Here is a 17905-nt window from a genome sequence, read left to right on the forward strand (position 1 = left end):
CGCGCCTCTCTCGTCCGGACTCCGGACGATCTTTTCACCGACCTTGGGTCCGGAGGTCCAGGCGCCGGCCTCCGGTCGTCCGGGTGCCGCGGTGGCTCACAGCGGGGAGTGGGCCACCACCGTCACATAGGCGCCGTACAGCAGGGACACGACGGCCAGGGCGCCGCCGACGAACAGCGCCTGGGCCGGGCGCACCCGCCAGGTGCGGGCGAAGGCGCGCGCCGGGGGGATCAGCAGCGGGAAGTCGGGCAGCAGGAAGCGCGGTTTGGACGAGAACGAGCCGGAGCAGCCGACCACGAGCAGCACCAACACCCCCGCGAAGACCACCAGGGCCAGCGGGGCGCGGTCCAGGCAGAGCAGCCCGAAGAGCACCACGCTCACCACGACGATCATCAGGGCCGCCGGGTAGACGATGCCGCCGCCGTGCAGGAACAGCGCCCTGAGGAAGCTCACGGCACCGGCGCCGAAGTCGAAGCGCGAGTCCCAGGCGCTCTGGATCTTGAAGTAGCCCCCCGGCAGGTCGCCGGTCTGCTGCCCGACCCAGAGCACATAGCCGAGCCAGCCCAGCGGGGCCAGGAGGGCGCCGATCCACAGCGTCGCCGGTACGCGGCCGCGCTGCCGCAGCACCTGCTGCGCGGCGGCGATGCCGACGGCGGCGGCCACCGCGAATCCGGTCGGCCGGGACAGGCCCGCCAGCGCGGCCAGCGAACCGGCCCACAGCCAGCGGCCCTTGAGCACGCAGTACAGGGACCAGACGGCGAGGGCGGCGAAGAGGGACTCGGTGTAGGCAATGGTCAGCTCTACGGCGTGCGGCAGCACGGCCCACAGACCGACCAGCGCGGTGGCGACGGCGCGCCCGTGCAGGTGGTGGCCGAGGACGTAGAGACCGTACGCGGCCACCGCCGCGGCGGCCCAGGCGACCAGTAGCCCGGCCTGGCCCGGGGTGAGCGGGAGGATCACGGTCAGGGCCCGGATGAGTCCCGGGTAGAGCGGGAAGAAGGCCCAGTCGGTCTGCACCCCGCCGCTGGGGGTGATCCAGATGAGGTGCCCGTAGCCGTGGGTCGCGATGTGCAGGTACCAGCGGGAGTCCCAGGAGTGGGCGAGGCTCTTGGCCGGCGGGTGTTCGGTGAGGTGGTTGGCGACCATCACGACGACGACTCCGGCGATCCGGATCGCGGCGAACAGCGCGAGGGCCGGCAGGGCGCCTTCGGGGATCCGGTGCCGGACGTTCCGGGGCACCGCGGAGCGGCCGGAGGGGAGGGGACGGGGCGTCCGGCTCGGGCCGGGGTACGGAGGACGTGCTCACCCTCAGACCTTGATCACGCCGGTGCCGGCGTGCAATCCGCGACCCGGCTTTCTTACGGTCTTCCACCCTGATTCAGGAACAACAGGGGACCAACGGCAGACCCCCATGAAGATCAGAACAGGGTGCGGTTACCATATGAGCGCTGCCTAGCTCGAAAGATGGACCTGTGACTGTCAACGACGACTCGTTCACCAACTGGAAGAACCGCGAGGAGATCGCGGAGTCGATGATCCCGATCATCGGGAAGCTGCACCGCGAGCAGGACGTGACCGTCCTGCTGCACAGCCGCTCCTTGGTGAACAAGTCGGTGGTCAGCATCCTGAAGACGCACCGCTTCGCCCGGCAGATCGCCGGCGAGGAGCTCTCGGTCACCGAGACCATGCCGTTCCTGCAGGCCCTGACGGCCCTCGACCTCGGTCCCTCCCAGATCGACCTGGGCATGCTCGCCGCCACCTACAAGGCGGACGACCGCGGCCTGAGCGTGGCGGAGTTCACCGCCGAGGCCGTCGCCGGTGCCACGGGCGCCAACAAGATCGAGCGCCGCGAGCCGCGCGACGTCGTCCTCTACGGCTTCGGCCGCATCGGCCGACTCGTCGCCCGCCTCCTGATCGAGAAGGCCGGCTCCGGCAACGGCCTGCGGCTACGCGCCATCGTCGTGCGCGGCAGCGGCGGGCGGGCCGACGAGGATCTCGTCAAGCGTGCCTCGCTGCTGCGCCGCGACTCCATCCACGGCCAGTTCCACGGCACGATCACGGTGGACGAGGACAGCAGCACGATCGTGGCCAACGGCAACGCGATCAAGGTGATCTACGCCGACGATCCGTCGTCCGTGGACTACACCGAGTACGGCATCCGGGACGCCATCCTCATCGACAACACCGGCAAGTGGCGCGACCGCGAGGGCCTGTCCAAGCACCTGCGCCCGGGCGTCGAGAAGGTCGTCCTGACCGCGCCGGGCAAGGGCGACGTCCCGAACATCGTGCACGGCGTCAACCACGACACCATCAAGCCGGACGAGCAGATCCTGTCCTGCGCCTCCTGCACCACCAACGCGATCGTCCCGCCGCTGAAGGCGATGGACGACGAGTACGGCGTGCTGCGCGGCCACGTGGAGACCGTCCACTCGTTCACCAACGACCAGAATCTGCTGGACAACTACCACAAGTCCGAGCGCCGTGGCCGCTCCGCGCCGCTCAACATGGTGATCACCGAGACCGGTGCCGCCTCCGCCGTGGCGAAGGCCCTGCCGGACCTCAAGGCGAAGATCACCGGCAGCTCGATCCGCGTCCCTGTCCCGGACGTCTCGATCGCGATCCTCAACCTCCAGCTGGCCCGCGAGACCACCCGCGAGGACGTCCACGACTACCTGCGGGACGTGTCGCTGACCTCTCCGCTCAAGCGCCAGATCGACTTCACCACGGCCCCCGACGCGGTCTCCAGCGACTTCATCGGCTCGCGCCACGCCTCGATCGTGGACGCCGGCGCTCTCAAGGTCGAGGGGGACAACGCGATCCTCTACCTCTGGTACGACAACGAGTTCGGCTACTCCTGCCAGGTCGTCCGGGTCGTCCAGCACGTCTCGGGCGTCGAGTACCCGACGTACCCGGCAACGGCGGTCTGACGAGGGCACACATCCCGGCCGCGAAGGTGCAGTCGGAGCTGCCTCAGGGCTCCTGAGGATCACTCCTGACCCGCGCAGGCAGACCCGACCAGCAGACGAACCGAGGGCCGTCACCCGACTTCCGGGTGGCGGCCCTCAGTGGTCGTCTACCGGCCCAGGGAGTTCTCAGGGGGTTCCGCAAAAGTGCGCATGCCGCCCGCGAGAGGCACGATCCGCAGCCGCCCGAGCACCTGATACGGCTCACCGCCTCCGGGAACTCACCGCCCGGATGCAGCACCTGAGCCCCGGCACGCCCGATGCGTCCACACGTCTCCTCCACCCCACCCCACGCCGGCCGCCGGCCGCCGGCGCAGTATCCCCGTCACCGCGACCGGTCCGGATCGCACCGAGCAGCGGGGCATCTGCGGAAACCGGCACCCCTGCAGCCCAGGCCCCCCATAGCGAGCCCCCGCCAAGACGAACTCGGCCGGCTCCCCTACGCGGTCGGCCGGCAGCGTCAGAGGACTGGACTCGGCGTAGGCCACAGGCGCAGCCGCCCGCAGGTCCACGACCGCGGGACCCCTGGGCACGCCTCGGTCAGTCCAGCCAGGCATCCATGGCGGTCCTGCCTCGCATCCCGTTGTCCAAGGCGTCACCCACCGCTGTTGTCACTCCCCACACCCACATCGCCGTCCTCGCCCAGGACCTGGGCATCACCCGGGACGCCGTACGAAGGCCCTCGACCGGTCCGGCGTGACGGTGGAAGCGAGGGGACGAGCCCACGATGCCGGTGCCCTCCACGACGACATCGCCGGCGAGTTGCGCGGTTGGCGCGGCGCCTCGTGGGCCGCGGTCCGACCCGGCCACTACCGAACGCATGTCCAACTTGGACATGTTCGGGTCAATCCCCCCACTTCGCCGCAACCGCACATTGCATTTACAAGTCGCACACCTTCAGAACACAGTCGATCCCTCGGGGGGACTCATGAACCAGCACCACCCGCAGCAGCCTCAGCAGCCCGGCTGGAACCACCCGCAGCAGCCCGGACAGCCTCAGCCCGGCTGGGGAGGCCCGCAGCAGGGCTGGGGCGCACCGCAGCCGCCGAAGAAGTCCAGCGCAGGGAAGATTCTCGGGTTCGGCTGCCTCGGCTTCGTCGCCGTGCTCGTCCTGGTCGGCGTCATCGCCGCCGCGGGCGGCAGCGGCTCGAAGTCCAACGAGTCCAACGGCTCCAAAGACACGAACTCCGCACCCCAGGCCGAGAAGCCGGCTGTAGACGCCAACGGCGGAAGCGACGACAAGAAGAACACCGACACCGAGCCCGAGAAGAAGGTCGTCACCTTCAAGGTCTGGGGCACAGCCCCCGCCGGCGCGCTCGGCCCCCTGGACATCGGCTACGGATCGGACACGGACACCCGTAAAGGCACCTTCAAGAACGGCACGTTCGAGGCCACGCTGCCGCTGGCCAAGGACGCGATGTACTACACGGTGAACGCGCAGCTGCAGGGCTCCGGGGACATCAACTGTTCGGTCACCGTCGACGGCCACACGAAGAAGGGCCACGCGTCCGGCGGCTACAACATCTGTGACGCGCAGCTGAGTTCCGGCCTGCTCGGCGGCTGGAACTGACGCACCACACCGGCTCGACCCTTTGGGGGCATCATGCAGCGCCGGAAAATCACCATCGTCGCCGCCTTCGCCATCGCGGCTGCCGCGGCTCTCACTGTATGGCTGCTCGTGCGCCCGTCCTACGACGATGTGGTGCAGTGCTGCCAGCAGGCACTCGCCGCGCAGTACAAGACGGACCGGAAGGGTAAGCCGGCCGCGTGCGGGGATGTGAAGGTCGACGACTACGACGCGCTCGTCCTGGAGGCGGCGATGGATCATCTGGGGTGGACGGATGAGAACGGGGAATTCGATGAGACCAAGATGCTGGACTCGGTGACCGAGACGCCGTAGTCCAGGTGTGCAGCGGCCCCGGTCCCGGATGACCCGGGCGGGGCCGTCATCTTGCGGCTGCCTCGCCGTCCGGGACCGCCGTGTCGTCGCCGCGGAATCCGTCCTGTTGCACGGCGGTCTGACGCCGGAAACCGCGTGACACGTGTGGCCGCCGACCGGGATCCCGGTCGGCGGCCGTTGTGCTCGGGCGCGTGCGGTCAGGCCGCGGCCGGCTTGGCGCAGGCGCCAGTGGCGCACGCCGTGAGCCACTGGTCGAAGTCGGCGTCGTAGCGGGTGCCGATGCCGTCGTGGTAGACGGCGTATCCGCCGGCGTAGTCACCGACGCGGAAGCGCGCGAGCATGCGCTGGATGTCGTCGGGATGCCTCTCGACCATGTAGCGCACGGCCAGGTAGCCCCACGGGTAGGTGCGGGTCACATCGCTGTTCTCGTAGGTGCTCTCGAACAGGGTGCTCAGCTTGTAGGTGTGCTTGCCGGCCTCCTGGATCGCCTGGTCGTCGGCGAGACCGCGGTAGCTGTAGGAGACGTACTCCGCGAGGCCCTCGATCCACCACACGTCCGGCACCGAGATCTGCTGGGCGAAGTCGCCCTTCATGTCGTCCCGGGCGTCGAGGAAGTGCGTGTACTCGTGGTTGAGGTTCCAGATCCGGGCCACGAAGCCGTCGTCGTAGTCCTTCTGGTACATGATCGACGTCGGCTGGTTGTCGGGGTCGGAAGGGTCTCCGCCCAGGGTGATGCCGCCGTTGTCGGTGCTGACGCCGTAGATCGCGCCCGCGTACGTCTGGTAGTCGGCGCGGCTGGCGAAGACGACCAGGTGGATGGTCGAGGCGTACTGGCCGGGTATCGCGCCGCCGGCCTTGACGATGCCGCGGAAGTAGGAGTCCTGGTTCAGCACGCTGGCGCACGCGGCGGCGAGGTCGTCGGCGGGCAGGGACTGGGCGCGGATGGTGTGCGCCGCGTCGCACTGGTGGGTGATGGGCAGGGCGGCCTCGGTCAGCTTGGCGGGCAGGTCGCAGACGTCGTAGTACGCGCAGTCGGTGCCGTCGTAGTAGTTCGCCTGCGTGGCCACGGCCACCCAGAGTCCGGCGGTGGGTCCGGTCATCTCCGACTCGTCCAGCAGGTCCTTGGTCAGGGGCCGTACGGTCGCCTGCAGCTGGGTGTGCTCGACGTAACGGGCCAGGTTCATACCGGCGTTGGAGTCCAGGTAGGCCTGGTCGGTGCCGAGCAGATCCGTGTGGTCCAGCGCGAAGTCGTGCAGGGTGTCGGTGATGCGGGGGTCGGCGACGACCGCGTTCACGTAGGCCGTGTTCCAGTTGCCGCGCCACAGGGGCGTGTAGACGTCGTTGACGGCCCTGACCATGCTGTCGATCGCGTCGTACGAGCTGTCGTAGGCGTTCAGCATCCGGCGGTAGACACCGAGGTAGCGGCCCTGCTGGTCGGCGCTGTCGGTGAGGATGACGGTCTCGCCGAGGATGTCGCCGTTGGCCGCGGTGACGTCCCGGGAGTGGCGCCGGGCGAAGAAGGCGTCCAGGCCGCCGATGGTGGCGGTGGTGAGGCGCGAGGTGTACGCACCCACGTCATTGGGGTGGTTGAACTGCACGTAGTAGCCGGCGCGCAGGAACAGGACCAGTTGCAGAAGGCCGGCGGAGTTGTCGCCCTGGTACTGCGCCGCCGTCCGCGTGTAGGCGTTGGCGACGGTCAGCATCTGCGCTTCGCGGAAGACGTCGTGCGCGTTCTGGCCGGTGACCGAGAAGAGGGTGTTCACGCAGTCGGCCGAGGAGGCCTTCACGAACGAGACGAGGGCGGATCCGCTGCGACTGCCGAAGTCGGCCGGGGTGCAGGAGGCCGCCCTTGCCGCAGCACGCGGGGAGCGCTCCATACTGCGGGTGAACGGCGGTGTCCGAGGCGGGAGTTGGGCTGGACTGAGCCGTGTCGTCTGGGGCGCGGGACGCTCGGTGGCACCGGTGCTCGGGCCGGTGGGGGGTGGTGCGGGGGTGTGCTTCCCGGGCGTGTGGGCGGCCGGAGCGGCGTGCGGCTGGGGTGCCGCCAGCGCCGGGGTCGACAGCAGGCCGGCCACGGAGACGCAGACGGCGGCGGCGCCGGCCACACGTCTGGGCAGCGCGAAGCGATAGCGCACTTGGATTCCTCCACGAAGGGATGTGCCTCGGTGGGGTGTTGAGGCGTGTGAGGCAGCGTCTCAGCGCGCCACCGCGTCAACAATGGCGTGTGACATAGCACATGGCACTGCGGGCCCATAACATCGCGGCATGCTCCGGCCCGCAGCTCTTACGCCCCGGCGATGCTCCAGGTGCGCGACGCCCATGTCCTCAAGTGCGGTGCCTGGGCGACCAGATCGCGATAAGCGCCGACGGCCGACTGGAAGAGCGTCTCCACGACGTCGTCGGTGACGGTCTCGGGCCGCCAGGCCAGCACATAGCGGCACCACAGCGGCGAGCCGGCCAGCGGCTTGACCTCGACGTGCGGGATCGGCCGCAGCGTCGGCTGGACCAGGGACACCCCGAGGCCGTCGGCGATCATGCTCTGCAGCTGTGTCTGGTCGCCGAGGAACTCGTGGACGGCGACCGGGGTGAAGCCGGCCGCCTCGCAGGCGTCGTAGAACACCCCGGGCCAGCCGGCGCCGTCGTCCGGGGTCACGAACCAGTCGTCCTCGGCCAGGTCGGCCAGCTGCACCTGGGCGCACTGGCGCAGACGGTGACGCGAGGGCAGGGCGACGAACGTCGGCTCGGTGACGATCCCGCGGTGTTTCACGGCGCTCGAGTGGCGCAGTTCCATGCCCGGGTAGTCGGCGGCGATCGCCGCGTCCACCGCGCCCTCCTCCAGCAGTTCGACGATCCGCGAGGAGGCGTAGACGCTGGTCACGGTGAGGGACAGTTCCGGCAGCCGGGTGCGGACGCGGGACACCGTGCCCGAGAGCATGGGTGAATTGGTCGCGGCCACGCGCAGGGTACGGCGCGGGCGGGCGGAGGCGGGGCGGTGGCCGATGGCGTCGGCGCGGGCCAGGACGTCGCGGGCCTGGGCGACGACCTCGGCGCCGTACCGGGTGGGCCGTACTCCGCTCGGGCTGCGTTCGAAGAGCGGCTCGCCCAGGTGGCGCTCGATGCGCCGGAGCTGGGTGCTCACCGCGGGCTGCGAGTATCCGAGGTGCGCGGCGGCGCTGCCCACACTGCCCGCGTCGGCGATCGCGCACAGCACACGCAGGTGCCGAAGCTCCAGTTCCATCGGTCCACTCCCCGTTTCGTCCCACGGCCGGCCCCGGGAGATCGTCCGTTCTCCCGGAAAACCGGTGCTCACAGCCACCGCCGGCCGTGGTCGCGGCCGGCGGACGGAAGCGTTCCATCGCTCCGCCGGGCGCACAAGTCGCGGGTCCCGGTTCGTTACGCTCCGTCCGCCCCCCGGTGCACGGAGTCGAGCAGGGCCAGGTCCTCCGAGGTGAGGCGCAAAGAGCCGGCTGCCACGTTGGCTTCCAGGTGGGCCGGGTCGCCGGTGCCCGGGATGGCGAGGACGTGCGGGCCTCGCCGCAGCGTCCAGGCGATGCGGACCTGTGCCGTGTCCACGCCGTGAGCCTGGGCGACCGTCCGGATCCCGGGTGCGTCGGGGCCGTCCGCTCCGCCCTGACGCCCGTCGGCGGCGATCGAGTAGAACGGCACGAAGGCGATGCCCTGCTCGCCGCAGGAGCGGACGAAGTCGTCCTGGTCGGCCCGGACTCCGATGCCGTACATGTTCTGGACGCACACCACGGGGGCGATGGCGCGTGCCTCGGCCAGGTGTGCGGGCGTGATGTTGGACAGGCCGAGGTGCCGGACGAGACCGGCCTCGCACAGTTCGGCGAGGGCTCCGAAGCGGTCGGCGAGGGAGTCCGTGCCGACGATACGCAGATTGACCACGTCCAGGTGGTCGCGGCCGAGCTGGCGCAGGTTCTCCTCGACCTGGGCGCGCAGCCCGCCGGGGCCGGCGTGGGGCAGCCAGCGGCCCGAGAGGTCGCGGCCGGGGCCGACCTTGGTGGTGATGACGAGGTCGTCCGGGTAGGGCGCGAGGGCCCGGTTGATCAGTTCGTTGGCGGAGCGCAGCGGCGAGAAGTAGAAGGCGGCGGTGTCGATGTGGTTCACACCCAGCTCGACCGCACGGCGCAGTACGGCGACCGCCTGATCGCGGTCGCGGGGTACGGCGCCGGGGACGAGCGCGGGGCCGGTCTGCGGCAGCCGCATCGCCCCGAAACCGATGCGGCGGACTTCCAGGTCCCCCAGCTTCCAGGTGCCCGATGCCGCCGCGGTGATCGTTCTCGAAGTCATGCCGGAAGGATCCTTCGGCCTCTAGGATCAAGGCCATTGATTCAGGCATATATGAATCCATGGGGGGCGCGGCGTGGCGGACCTGCTGTTCTCGGCGCGGGACCTGGCGCACACCCGGTTCGCCGCGTCCCCGATGTGGGAGGTCGGGCCGGGTTTCCGGCTGCTGCGTGCGGCAGGTGCGCACCCCGTCCACCGGACCTGGCTGGAGCAGGTACGGCCGCGGGTCTGCGCCGCCGGGCTGGACCGGGGTTGGCTGGCCGAGCTGATCCCGCCGTCCGGATACGTCCCCGACTTCCTCAACCCGACACCCAGCGGGCCCGCTCCCACCCTGGCGTCCGAGCTGGACGGCATCGCGGCCGCGCCGGCCGGCCGGGTACGGGACGATCTCGACCGCCTCCGGCGCGAACAGGGCGGCCTCGGGCCCCGGGCAAGCGCTCTGTACGCCCAGCCGGAGGCCCGGCTCCCCCGGGTCGTCGAGGAGATCGAGTCCTACTGGGAGTTGGCCTGCGCCCCCTACTGGGCGCGCATCAGGACCGTCCTGGACGCCGACGTGTCCCACCGGGCCCGCCAGGTCGCTGAACACGGGGCGGCCCGTCTCCTCAACGACCTGCACGCCTCGGTGCGCTGGGACGACGACACACTGCAGTTGCTGCGCCGGCACGGGGCGCTGTCCCGGACCGCCGCGGGACCGGGGCTGCTGCTCATCCCCTCGGTGTTCACCGGCCCGCTCCCGCTCACCCGGATGACGCCGCCCGACCCGCCCCAACTCGCCTATCCCGCCCGGGGGATCGGCTCGCTGTGGGCGCCCGGGCGGCGCACCCGGACCGATGCCCTGGCCGCCGTACTCGGGCGCTCCCGGACTCTGCTGCTGACCGAACTGGACAGCCCGGCCTCCACCACCCAACTGGCCGGCCGGACCGGGCTGTCCGCGGCGGGCGTCTCCCAGAATCTGACGGCCCTGCGGGACGCCGGCCTGGTCAGCGCCCACCGGGCCGGCCGCTCGGTGCTGTACGCGCGGACACCGGCCGGGGAGACGCTGCTGGGCGCGGGGTGTCGCTGAGGCGCAAGCGCACGCCGGGACGTCGGCGGCCCCGCGCCGGGCTGGGCCGGCGCCCCGTTCACGCGCAGTAGCCGTAACCGGCCCGGCCCGGCCCGGCCCGCCATGTTCGAACGCTGGACGGTCGGGCGCGACATGCCGCATGGCACCGGGGTGTAGTCGGCGATCCAAACCGTGTCGGTCCACAAGTCACTGTCCATGGCGAACTCTCGGACCATGCGCGTGAGCAGCGGCAGCGCGGCCTTCAACCGCTTGTGATGGCCAAGCCGTTGGGGCAGGTACCGAAACATGTCGGTCAGGTGCTTGTCCGCGCAGCACAGCCACCGGGCCTGCGAGTGGTATCCAAGCAAGGCCTGGGCCACAGCAGGACAGGCGAGTTCGGAGTCACTGAGCAGCGGCGGTCTACCGAGGCACCGGGTTCCTCCAATTTCGTCGTCGATCTTCACGTTGGAGTGCGGTCAGCAGGGTGTTCAGGTCTGTCGTCACACACGGATCTTGGAGGTTCTCTGCCCGCTCCGGAGGCCGAACCACAGAGCCACGCGGTCGTTGCGCTCGGGACCGCCACGGAACACTGCCACCACCCGCCCAGCGTCAGCAGACTCAGCCAACGTCACCCCTTCCGAACCGATGTCAGTGACGCCTTCTCATGAGTGGCATTCGAGATCGTTATGGCTCAGGGCCCCTTCAATGAGATTGACTGCGCCTGCGACGGGTCCTCGTGGTGTGCTCCTCCCCCGTGAGTGCCCCGCATCGGGCCCGTCGCGACCTTTCTGTCGCCCCGGGTGCAGCTGGGCCCGACCGTCTGTTGCTGCCAGATCCGATCCCCTCGATTCATCCACCACGGCCATTCCGGGATCCAACACCTTCCAGAGCCCCGGCCGACAACGATCTCACCATTGCGCGGGCACTGTGCCCCGACCGTACCCACACGGTCGCTTCTCCCGTCCCCGTGTTGCCGCCCGCCAGGAGGTACACCGTGCCCGCCTTCGGCATGCCCGCCGACAACCCGCCTTTCGCGGATGCTTCCTTCCCCTGGGACCATCAGCCCCCCTCACCGCAACCGCAACCGCAACCGGACCGCGCCGCACGGCAGTTGCGTGCGGCGCGTCGACTGCCCGTGCGGATCACCCTCTTGCTTCTCGCCGTCCATGCGGTCATCGTGCTTCTCGCCGCACCCGCCCGAGCCGTGCTGGCCCAGCCCCTGGCAGGCCCGTTCAACGTCGGTCTCGGGCTGCTCCTGGCGCAACTGTGCATGACCGCCGGGGTCGCCGTCTGGTACGGGCGTTACGCCAGGGCCGCGATCGACCCGCTGACCGAGGACCGCGAGTCCTCCCTCCCGCACCCGGAGGGCCAGCGGTGAACACCGTGCTCGCCGTCGGCTCCGGAGACAACTTCCCAGTCTTCACGGTTTTCGCCGTCTTCGTCACCTGCACGCTGTTCATCTCCGTCGCCGCCGTCGGCCTGGACAGCCTGAGCAACTACTATCTCGGCCACCGCAAGCTGTCGTGGGCCGGCAACGGGCTGGCGATCTTCGGCTGCTTCATGTCCGCAGCCGGAATGCTGAGCAATCCAGGGCTGGTGTCTCTTACGGGCTTCGACGGTGTCCTGTACGTACTGACCTCCACCGCCGGATGGATCGTTCTCCTGATCCTGATCACCGAGACGTACCACGGCTCCGCACGGTTCACCATCGGCGACGTTCTGGCTCGACGACTGAACCCGCGTCCGGCTCATACGGCCGCCGGCGTGGCGACCCTGATCATCTCGCTGCTCTATCTGATCGCGCAGCTCGTCGGTGCCGGGACGCTCGCCGCGCCCATCCTCGGCTTGGACGGGCCCGGTGCCCAGCGCGCCGTGGTGGCCTGTCTCGGAGTCCTGATGATTCTTTCCGTCGTCGGTGGGGGCATGCGGGCGGCGACCATGATTCAGGGCGTCAAAGCGGTTCTGCTCCTGGCCGGTGGGGGGCTCCTGGCGCTCGCGGTGCTGTGGCACTTCGACATGAGTCCGGCGGCCCTGCTGCATGCCGCCGCCGATCGCAGCGCCTACGGTGACGACTTCCTGCGGCCCGGTGTCCGTTCCGAGGAGGGCATCGGCAAACTGGACGCGCTGAGCCTGGAGTTGACGAGGCTGCTGGGAATCGCGGGGCTGCCCCATGTGCTGATGCGGCTAGGCACCGTGGCGACCGCCCGGGAAGCGCGGCGATCGGTGCAGTTCGCCACTGTGCTGATCCTCGGTTTCTCCGCGGTGGCCGTGGTGATCGGGCTCGGTGCGGCCGGTGTGTTCGGCAACAAGACCATCACTTCGGACAGTTCCTCCGGGGTTACCGCCATGCTCCTGCTCTCCGACTCCCTCGGTGGCCCGGTGCTGCTCACCGCCATCTCCTGCCTCGCATTCGCGACGATCGTGGCCGTCGTGGCCGGTCTCACGCTCACCGCGGCGACGACCTTGGCACACGACATCTACGGGATGACGATCAAACGGGGCACCGCGACGGAGAAGGCGGAACTTGGCGTGGCGCGGCTGGCGGTGGTTCTGGTCGGCGTCACAGCCATCGCCCTGTCCCTGTTCGTCCAGAACCTCAACATCTCGTTCCTGGTGGCACTTTGCTTCACCCTCGCGGCATCCGCGGTGCTGCCCGCCCTCCTCTACTCGCTGTGGTGGCGGCACTTCACGACCCGGGGGGCGACCTGCAGCGTCTACAGCGGCCTGTTGTGCACGCTTGTGCTCGTAGCGCTGTCGCCGGCAGTCTCGGGGAATTCGGGTGCGCTGCTGCCGGACGCCGACTTCACGATCTTCCCGATGCGCAATCCCGGACTCATCACCGTCCCGGTGGGATTCCTGGCGGGTTGGCTGGGATCCGTCATGGACCGGCGAAGGCAGGTCGCGGAGGGAGCCGAGGGCCGGAACACCGGGGATCGGGCGGTGCTGCCGTCGTGACGCGGCCGGCGCAGGACCATCGCGTGCTCGTCACGCTTCAGGGCCCTGCGGGCCGGTGCCTGCCACGACCACCGTGCCGCTTGGGCAGCCGCCACCCGTCGCCGGTGACAGACTCGGCCGGAAACGGCGGCGAATCACGGCCTGGACCCGGACCAGGGTCCACCCCTCAACTTCCAAAGCCGTGCTCGGCCGGGCCCTTGCCCAGTTCCTCCTCGAACACGGCGAACTGGGCATCGGTGACCGTCGGGGAGTTCGCCGGACCTGCAGGAGTGCAAGGCCTTCGTCCCGCCCTCACGCCAGGCGCGACGCCGGGGTTCCACCGACCGCACACTCGCCTGCGGTGACTCCGCGATCACCGCGGACTTCTCACCCACCGCAAGCCGCCCACCGGCCTCAAGCCGGACCCGTTCACGAAAGCCCGACGCTCAGCAGTCAGGCCCCTGCGGTATGACGCATCAACGACATACCGCAGGGGTCATGAACGACGACAACCCGAAGTCCTCAGTAACGAAGCAACCGCCCCCGAGGAGTGCCCTCCGGTGTGCACAGCATCTTCGACCCGCGCCCCGGCGACCGCGGCAAGCTCCTCGAAGTCACCCCCTCCACGCCCCCAGGACTCAAACGCCTGTGGAGTGCCGGTAGGACGAGCACACGTGCCCGCACAGCGGGTTGCAGCAGGAAGCCCCCGGAAGGGTCGGACGACCCAGGCCGGAATCCCTGGACTTTAGGCCAGGGAGCACGTCATTGGCTGATCCAGCCGTTGGTGACGCTGGCGATGACCTGAGCTGTGCCGGGGTCCTGGAGGCTGCCGTAGCGCACCTCGGTGCGGCGGACGTCCAAGGTGGGAGCGAAGATGGCGGCGCGCCAGTCGCGCACCGTGCGGACACGGACGTCGTCGCCGACGGAGAACGAGCCGGAGACAGACGACTCGTCGGGGTCGTAGAGGAAGTAGACCCCGCCAGGCTCGACATTCGGATCACTGCTGACACGGAGCATCCAGGTGGTGCCGCCGCTCATGGTGCGCACGGGGGTCCAGCGCAGATTCTCCAACTCCGCACCCATCATGCTCTGGGCGGCTGCGGGAGAGGAGGCGGGAGCGACATCCGGAGCGGCGAGGGCGGCCGGAGCGGATATTCCGCCCACGACGATTGCAGCGGCCACTGCCGTCATGATGTATCGCTTGGAGATGGTCATTTCAGGCGCCTTTCGGTTGCGTTGGCAGGTAGGGGGCTCTGAATTCTTTGGAGCGCATGGCGGGTCCGTGACCAGCCGGAAAGCGAATTCAGGATTCGAGGGCGCAGGTCGAGTCAGGAGAGGAGTTTGCTGACCGATCCGACGAAGGCGGCGTCCCAGGGGCTGCCGGGGTCGCCGTGCATGACCTGAACGAAGCGCTGTCCGGACGGCAGCGTGAAGGCGACGTCGCGCCAGTCCTGGGCGCTCGTCGCGCCGCTCGTCATCGGCATGACGCGGCCGGTGAGGACGTCGAGGACGAAGAACTCTCCGTCTGCGCACCCCTGCGGTTCGCCGGGAAGCGTGTAGAAGGCGAAGGCATTGGTCTGGGGCGCGTCGGTCCGGTAGACGGCGCGGACACCGGTCAGAGCGTAGTGATCGGCGGTGGTGGTGCTCTGCTGTGGCTGGACGACGCACGAGCGCTTGCTGGTCGGTACCGCCTGCGCGGTTTGGAGACCGAGGACGCCGGTGGCCGCAGCGGCGGCGGCGAGAATGGTCATGGCCTTGTACGTGGTACGCACGGACACCTCATTCTGTGGGCTGCGGAGATCTTCCGCGGCCCCCACAATCCCCCGGCACCGTCGCTCCAGCGCAATCCAGCGGCTCGGATGCAGCCAATCTCCGCCGCGACGCCCGGGCCGGGGAGCCCGGCCCGCGCTCTCCGCAGGGCTGCGGCTCGCACCTCCCCCGCCAAAGCCAACAGCCTCCCCGGTGCGGCGGCCCCGGCGTCCGCACGGCAGGCGCTTTCCGCTCGGCGAGACCGCCGGGTGCCCCTGTCCCGCGTGCGCGCCAAAACTCGATCCCACGCGCACAGGCACCCTTCGTACTGGTCGTCGGCTCCCGAACGAGGCTGACATCACATCAGAAGACTTACGCGAAAGGGGCAAAACCATCACATGATTTGGCGCAATTCAATTGCGCACAATGGAGTTACGGGGTGTCCGACACCCAGGACAACAGCGATGGTGTATGCGGCCGCCTCCGTACGGCACTGCCCGGAAGCGTCCAGCCCGTTGCGGTTCGCCCACATGCCGGATTCCACCAAGGCCACTCGTGTTGCGGCGCATGCGTACGACGACGTCCGCCAGGTCGGCATGACCTATGACGGCGGCCAGTTGAGCCTGTTGACGTGCATGGCGAACACGCACGACCCGACGGTGCCGGACGGTTCGACGACGAATCCGCCACGGCCGGACGAGGGGCCCAAGGACTGATGATCGCGCCCGTCCTCATCATCGCCGCCGATGACGATCGGCCGGCGGGCCGGGTCGTGGTCGAGCTGGTGGAGCTCGGAGTCGAGGTGTTCCGCATGGACACCGTCGGCTTCCCGCAGCGGCTCACCCTGGCCGGCAGGATCAACCGGGGACGCGGCTGGACGGGCGAACTCTCCACCGAGCACCGGACGGTGGAGCTGTCCCGGGTCGGCGCGGTCCACCACCGCGCTCCCGGGGCCTTCCGCTTCCTCAGCACATGTCGATCACGCCCCTTGTCGTGGTGTAGCCGATCAAGGCGTGGGAGTGCGCGGGCACATGCCCGGGGCGTGCTCGCTCGGCTTTCACCGCGAACGTCATGCGCCAGCCGTCCCGTCCGGAGAAGGCAGGCTGCGACGACCGCCGCACCGGATAGACACCCGTCCGGCTCAGGCAGGGTCAAACTGCGCCGACTACCCCGTCCACGGATGCAGTCCATGCATTCCAGTCGAATCATCGGCACGCGTATCACCACCGCCGGGCCGAGCAAACCGAAACTTTTCCCGGGCGAACTCCCGGCTGGGCTTGTTCTTTCAGTCCTGGGCCCTCGACCGACGAAGAGGAAGAAGATCTTCCGCTGTTGAACGGTGTACGTCCAGGTCAGGTTGTCTCTTTCACACGGGATCGCAGTCAACACACCTCCTCTACTGCACGCACCGCTGCCACCATGTGGCGGCAACGGGCGCCCCGCTGTTCCCGTTGCCAACACAAACGTTCCCGCTGTGGTCCTCACACCGCAGCGGCCGGGTGAGAGGACCTTCGGTGAAACACCCCACTCGTCGTAAAGCACTGTTCACAGGCACGATGGCGGTCGCCGGTGCCGCCCTTGCGAGTCGGACGGACATAGCAACGGCAAACCCTGAACGGCATGGCACGGGCAGGGCGCCTGATGCGGGGCCGGCCGGTGCAGCCAAGGGCAGCACCATGGATGAGCCGGAAGCGTTCGACGAAATCTATCTGGGCCGACACATCCAAGGCAGGCCCGCCCGTGACGAGCACGCCTCACACCACGGCAACCACCGCGGCAGCCGAAGCAGTCGCCCGGGCAACGGTGAGTCCCCTCTCATGGAGTTCGTGGTGCGCATCGACGACAAGGACCTTCACGTCATGCAGAGCATGGACGGAACCTGGCTCAGTGTCGTCAATCACTACCAAAAACAGCGCACTCCTCTAGAGGTCGCCCGCGCGGCCGTACGAGACCTGGACGGCGCCTCACTCGTACCCCTCATGGTCTGACAGGCCCCCGCAAACCCACCACCACACGCTGAAGGAACACCACCATGGGAGAACGCAGGAACCAGGCCGACCTGTCGGTCACCGAGAGGCGCAACTTCGTCAACGCCATCCTCGAGCTCAAGCGGCAGGGGCGGTACGACGAGTTCGTGACGACACACAATGCATTCATCATGAGTGACACGGACGACGGGGAACGAACCGGCCACCGGTCTCCCTCGTTCCTGCCCTGGCACCGCCGCTTCCTGCTGCAGTTCGAACAGGCGTTGCAGAGCATCACTCCCTCGGTCAACCTGCCCTACTGGGACTGGACCCAGGACCGATCGCCCAACAGCTCACTGTGGTCGGACAATTTCCTCGGCGGCAACGGCCGCAGCGGTGACGACCAGGTGACCTCCGGACCATTCGCCTTCACGCAAGGCGGCTGGCCGGTGAACGTGCGTGTCGACGGTCGGACCTTCTTACGACGCGGCCTCGGCGCCAACGTTCGTGCGCTGCCCACCCGCCAGGAGGTGGACACCGTCCTGGCCATGTCGACCTATGACGCCCCTCCGTGGAACAGCGAGTCTGAAAGCTTCCGCAACTATCTCGAGGGTTGGCAGGGCCCCAACCTCCACAACCGGGTTCACGTCTGGGTCGGCGGCCAGATGCTCAGCGGCGCCTCACCGAATGACCCCGTCTTCTGGCTCCACCACTGCTTCATTGACAAACTCTGGGCAGACTGGCAGGCCGAGCACCCCTCTTCCGGCTACGTCCCCGTCACCGCGCCTGAGGGTGTCATAGGCCTGCGTGACACGATGAAGCCGTGGAACGACGTGACGCCCCAGGACATGCTCGACCACACGAAGTTCTACACCTACCGCTGACTGCCAAGGGGTGGGCCATCGTGCGACTCCCCCCTTCTTGCTGAGTTCAGCAAGCTCCCTGCGACTCCCGAAGGGTGGCAACCGACCGAGGCGCCCCGCAGCAGCGGCGACTGACCAGGCGGTCGTTCCCTTCAGCACTCCCAGCGGCATCGCCTATGCCG

Annotated in this window: 16 protein-coding genes; 10 read left to right on the forward strand and 6 right to left on the reverse strand. The window is 69.0% G+C overall.

What is annotated here, in order from left to right; all coding sequences use genetic code 11:
- Positions 1–96: 96 nt before the first annotated feature.
- Entirely contained in the window at positions 97–1239 is a 1143-nt protein-coding gene (locus tag ACIRU3_RS40410; RefSeq protein ID WP_404067825.1) for a hypothetical protein, read from the reverse strand.
- Between the two features lie 233 nt (positions 1240–1472).
- Here ACIRU3_RS40410 and ACIRU3_RS40415 point away from each other — a divergent pair, with 233 nt between their 5' ends.
- The 4 genes from ACIRU3_RS40415 (at position 1473) to ACIRU3_RS40430 (ending at position 4863) form a co-directional block, all read left to right on the forward strand.
- Entirely contained in the window at positions 1473–2927 is a 1455-nt protein-coding gene (locus ACIRU3_RS40415; protein ID WP_404067826.1) for a glyceraldehyde-3-phosphate dehydrogenase, read from the forward strand.
- Between the two features lie 595 nt (positions 2928–3522).
- Entirely contained in the window at positions 3523–3663 is a 141-nt protein-coding gene (locus ACIRU3_RS40420) for a hypothetical protein (RefSeq protein WP_404067829.1), read from the forward strand.
- Between the two features lie 228 nt (positions 3664–3891).
- On the forward strand, positions 3892–4533 hold the full coding sequence (locus ACIRU3_RS40425) for a hypothetical protein (protein ID WP_404067832.1): 642 nt from the start codon (positions 3892–3894) through the stop codon (positions 4531–4533).
- Between the two features lie 33 nt (positions 4534–4566).
- Entirely contained in the window at positions 4567–4863 is a 297-nt protein-coding gene (locus ACIRU3_RS40430) for a hypothetical protein (protein ID WP_404067834.1), read from the forward strand.
- 197 nt (positions 4864–5060) lie between these two features.
- On the opposite strand, the gene ACIRU3_RS40435 is transcribed toward ACIRU3_RS40430, so the two are convergent.
- The 3 genes from ACIRU3_RS40435 to ACIRU3_RS40445 form a co-directional block, all read right to left on the reverse strand.
- Complete coding sequence (locus tag ACIRU3_RS40435; RefSeq protein ID WP_404067836.1) at positions 5061–6998, reverse strand: collagenase; 1938 nt, start codon at positions 6996–6998, stop codon at positions 5061–5063.
- A 149-nt stretch (positions 6999–7147) separates the two neighbouring features.
- Positions 7148–8101, reverse strand: coding sequence for a LysR family transcriptional regulator (locus ACIRU3_RS40440; protein ID WP_404067839.1), 954 nt, complete (start codon positions 8099–8101; stop codon positions 7148–7150).
- 155 nt (positions 8102–8256) lie between these two features.
- Entirely contained in the window at positions 8257–9171 is a 915-nt protein-coding gene (locus ACIRU3_RS40445; protein WP_404067842.1) for an aldo/keto reductase, read from the reverse strand.
- 133 nt (positions 9172–9304) lie between these two features.
- On the opposite strand from ACIRU3_RS40445, the gene ACIRU3_RS40450 reads away from it, so the two are divergent.
- From ACIRU3_RS40450 to ACIRU3_RS40460, 3 genes are all read left to right on the forward strand, one after another.
- On the forward strand, positions 9305–10231 hold the full coding sequence (locus ACIRU3_RS40450; RefSeq protein ID WP_404067902.1) for a DUF5937 family protein: 927 nt from the start codon (positions 9305–9307) through the stop codon (positions 10229–10231).
- 988 nt (positions 10232–11219) lie between these two features.
- Positions 11220–11588, forward strand: coding sequence for a DUF485 domain-containing protein (locus ACIRU3_RS40455; protein WP_404067904.1), 369 nt, complete (start codon positions 11220–11222; stop codon positions 11586–11588).
- Positions 11585–13165, forward strand: a complete 1581-nt coding sequence (locus ACIRU3_RS40460; protein WP_404067845.1) for a cation acetate symporter — start codon at positions 11585–11587, stop codon at positions 13163–13165. Before ACIRU3_RS40455 ends, ACIRU3_RS40460 begins: the two co-directional genes overlap by 4 nt.
- A 741-nt stretch (positions 13166–13906) precedes the next feature.
- Here the strand turns inward: ACIRU3_RS40460 and ACIRU3_RS40465 are convergent.
- Together ACIRU3_RS40465 and ACIRU3_RS40470 are read right to left on the reverse strand one after the other, a co-directional pair.
- Positions 13907–14359, reverse strand: a complete 453-nt coding sequence (locus ACIRU3_RS40465; RefSeq protein WP_404067848.1) for a hypothetical protein — start codon at positions 14357–14359, stop codon at positions 13907–13909.
- A 113-nt stretch (positions 14360–14472) separates the two neighbouring features.
- On the reverse strand, positions 14473–14916 hold the full coding sequence (locus tag ACIRU3_RS40470) for a hypothetical protein (protein ID WP_404067851.1): 444 nt from the start codon (positions 14914–14916) through the stop codon (positions 14473–14475).
- A 441-nt stretch (positions 14917–15357) separates the two neighbouring features.
- On the opposite strand from ACIRU3_RS40470, the gene ACIRU3_RS40475 reads away from it, so the two are divergent.
- The 3 genes from ACIRU3_RS40475 to ACIRU3_RS40485 all read left to right on the forward strand — a co-directional run bounded on the left by ACIRU3_RS40475 (position 15358) and on the right by ACIRU3_RS40485 (position 17744).
- Positions 15358–15609 (forward strand): hypothetical protein, encoded by a 252-nt coding sequence (locus tag ACIRU3_RS40475; protein WP_404067854.1) that lies wholly within the window; start codon positions 15358–15360, stop codon positions 15607–15609.
- 840 nt (positions 15610–16449) lie between these two features.
- Complete coding sequence (locus ACIRU3_RS40480; protein WP_404067906.1) at positions 16450–16881, forward strand: tyrosinase family oxidase copper chaperone; 432 nt, start codon at positions 16450–16452, stop codon at positions 16879–16881.
- Positions 16882–16925: 44 nt separating this feature from the next.
- A complete protein-coding gene (locus ACIRU3_RS40485) occupies positions 16926–17744 on the forward strand; it encodes a tyrosinase family protein (protein WP_404067857.1) in 819 nt (272 codons plus the stop codon).
- Positions 17745–17905 lie beyond the last annotated feature (161 nt).

The organism is Streptomyces sp. NPDC101151 (genome assembly GCF_044768335.1).
Lineage (GTDB): Bacteria > Actinomycetota > Actinomycetes > Streptomycetales > Streptomycetaceae > Streptomyces.

Coding starts and splice junctions, on each gene's coding strand:
- ACIRU3_RS40420 (WP_404067829.1), top strand. CDS start 3,523: ATGGCGGTCCTGCCTCGCATCCCGTTGTCCAAGGCGTCACCCACCGCT.
- ACIRU3_RS40425 (WP_404067832.1), top strand. CDS start 3,892: ATGAACCAGCACCACCCGCAGCAGCCTCAGCAGCCCGGCTGGAACCAC.
- ACIRU3_RS40430 (WP_404067834.1), top strand. CDS start 4,567: ATGCAGCGCCGGAAAATCACCATCGTCGCCGCCTTCGCCATCGCGGCT.
- ACIRU3_RS40440 (WP_404067839.1), bottom strand. CDS start 8,101: ATGGAACTGGAGCTTCGGCACCTGCGTGTGCTGTGCGCGATCGCCGAC.
- ACIRU3_RS40445 (WP_404067842.1), bottom strand. CDS start 9,171: ATGACTTCGAGAACGATCACCGCGGCGGCATCGGGCACCTGGAAGCTG.
- ACIRU3_RS40450 (WP_404067902.1), top strand. CDS start 9,305: ATGTGGGAGGTCGGGCCGGGTTTCCGGCTGCTGCGTGCGGCAGGTGCG.
- ACIRU3_RS40455 (WP_404067904.1), top strand. CDS start 11,220: ATGCCCGCCGACAACCCGCCTTTCGCGGATGCTTCCTTCCCCTGGGAC.
- ACIRU3_RS40465 (WP_404067848.1), bottom strand. CDS start 14,359: ATGACCATCTCCAAGCGATACATCATGACGGCAGTGGCCGCTGCAATC.
- ACIRU3_RS40475 (WP_404067854.1), top strand. CDS start 15,358: ATGGTGTATGCGGCCGCCTCCGTACGGCACTGCCCGGAAGCGTCCAGC.
- ACIRU3_RS40480 (WP_404067906.1), top strand. CDS start 16,450: ATGGCGGTCGCCGGTGCCGCCCTTGCGAGTCGGACGGACATAGCAACG.
- ACIRU3_RS40485 (WP_404067857.1), top strand. CDS start 16,926: ATGGGAGAACGCAGGAACCAGGCCGACCTGTCGGTCACCGAGAGGCGC.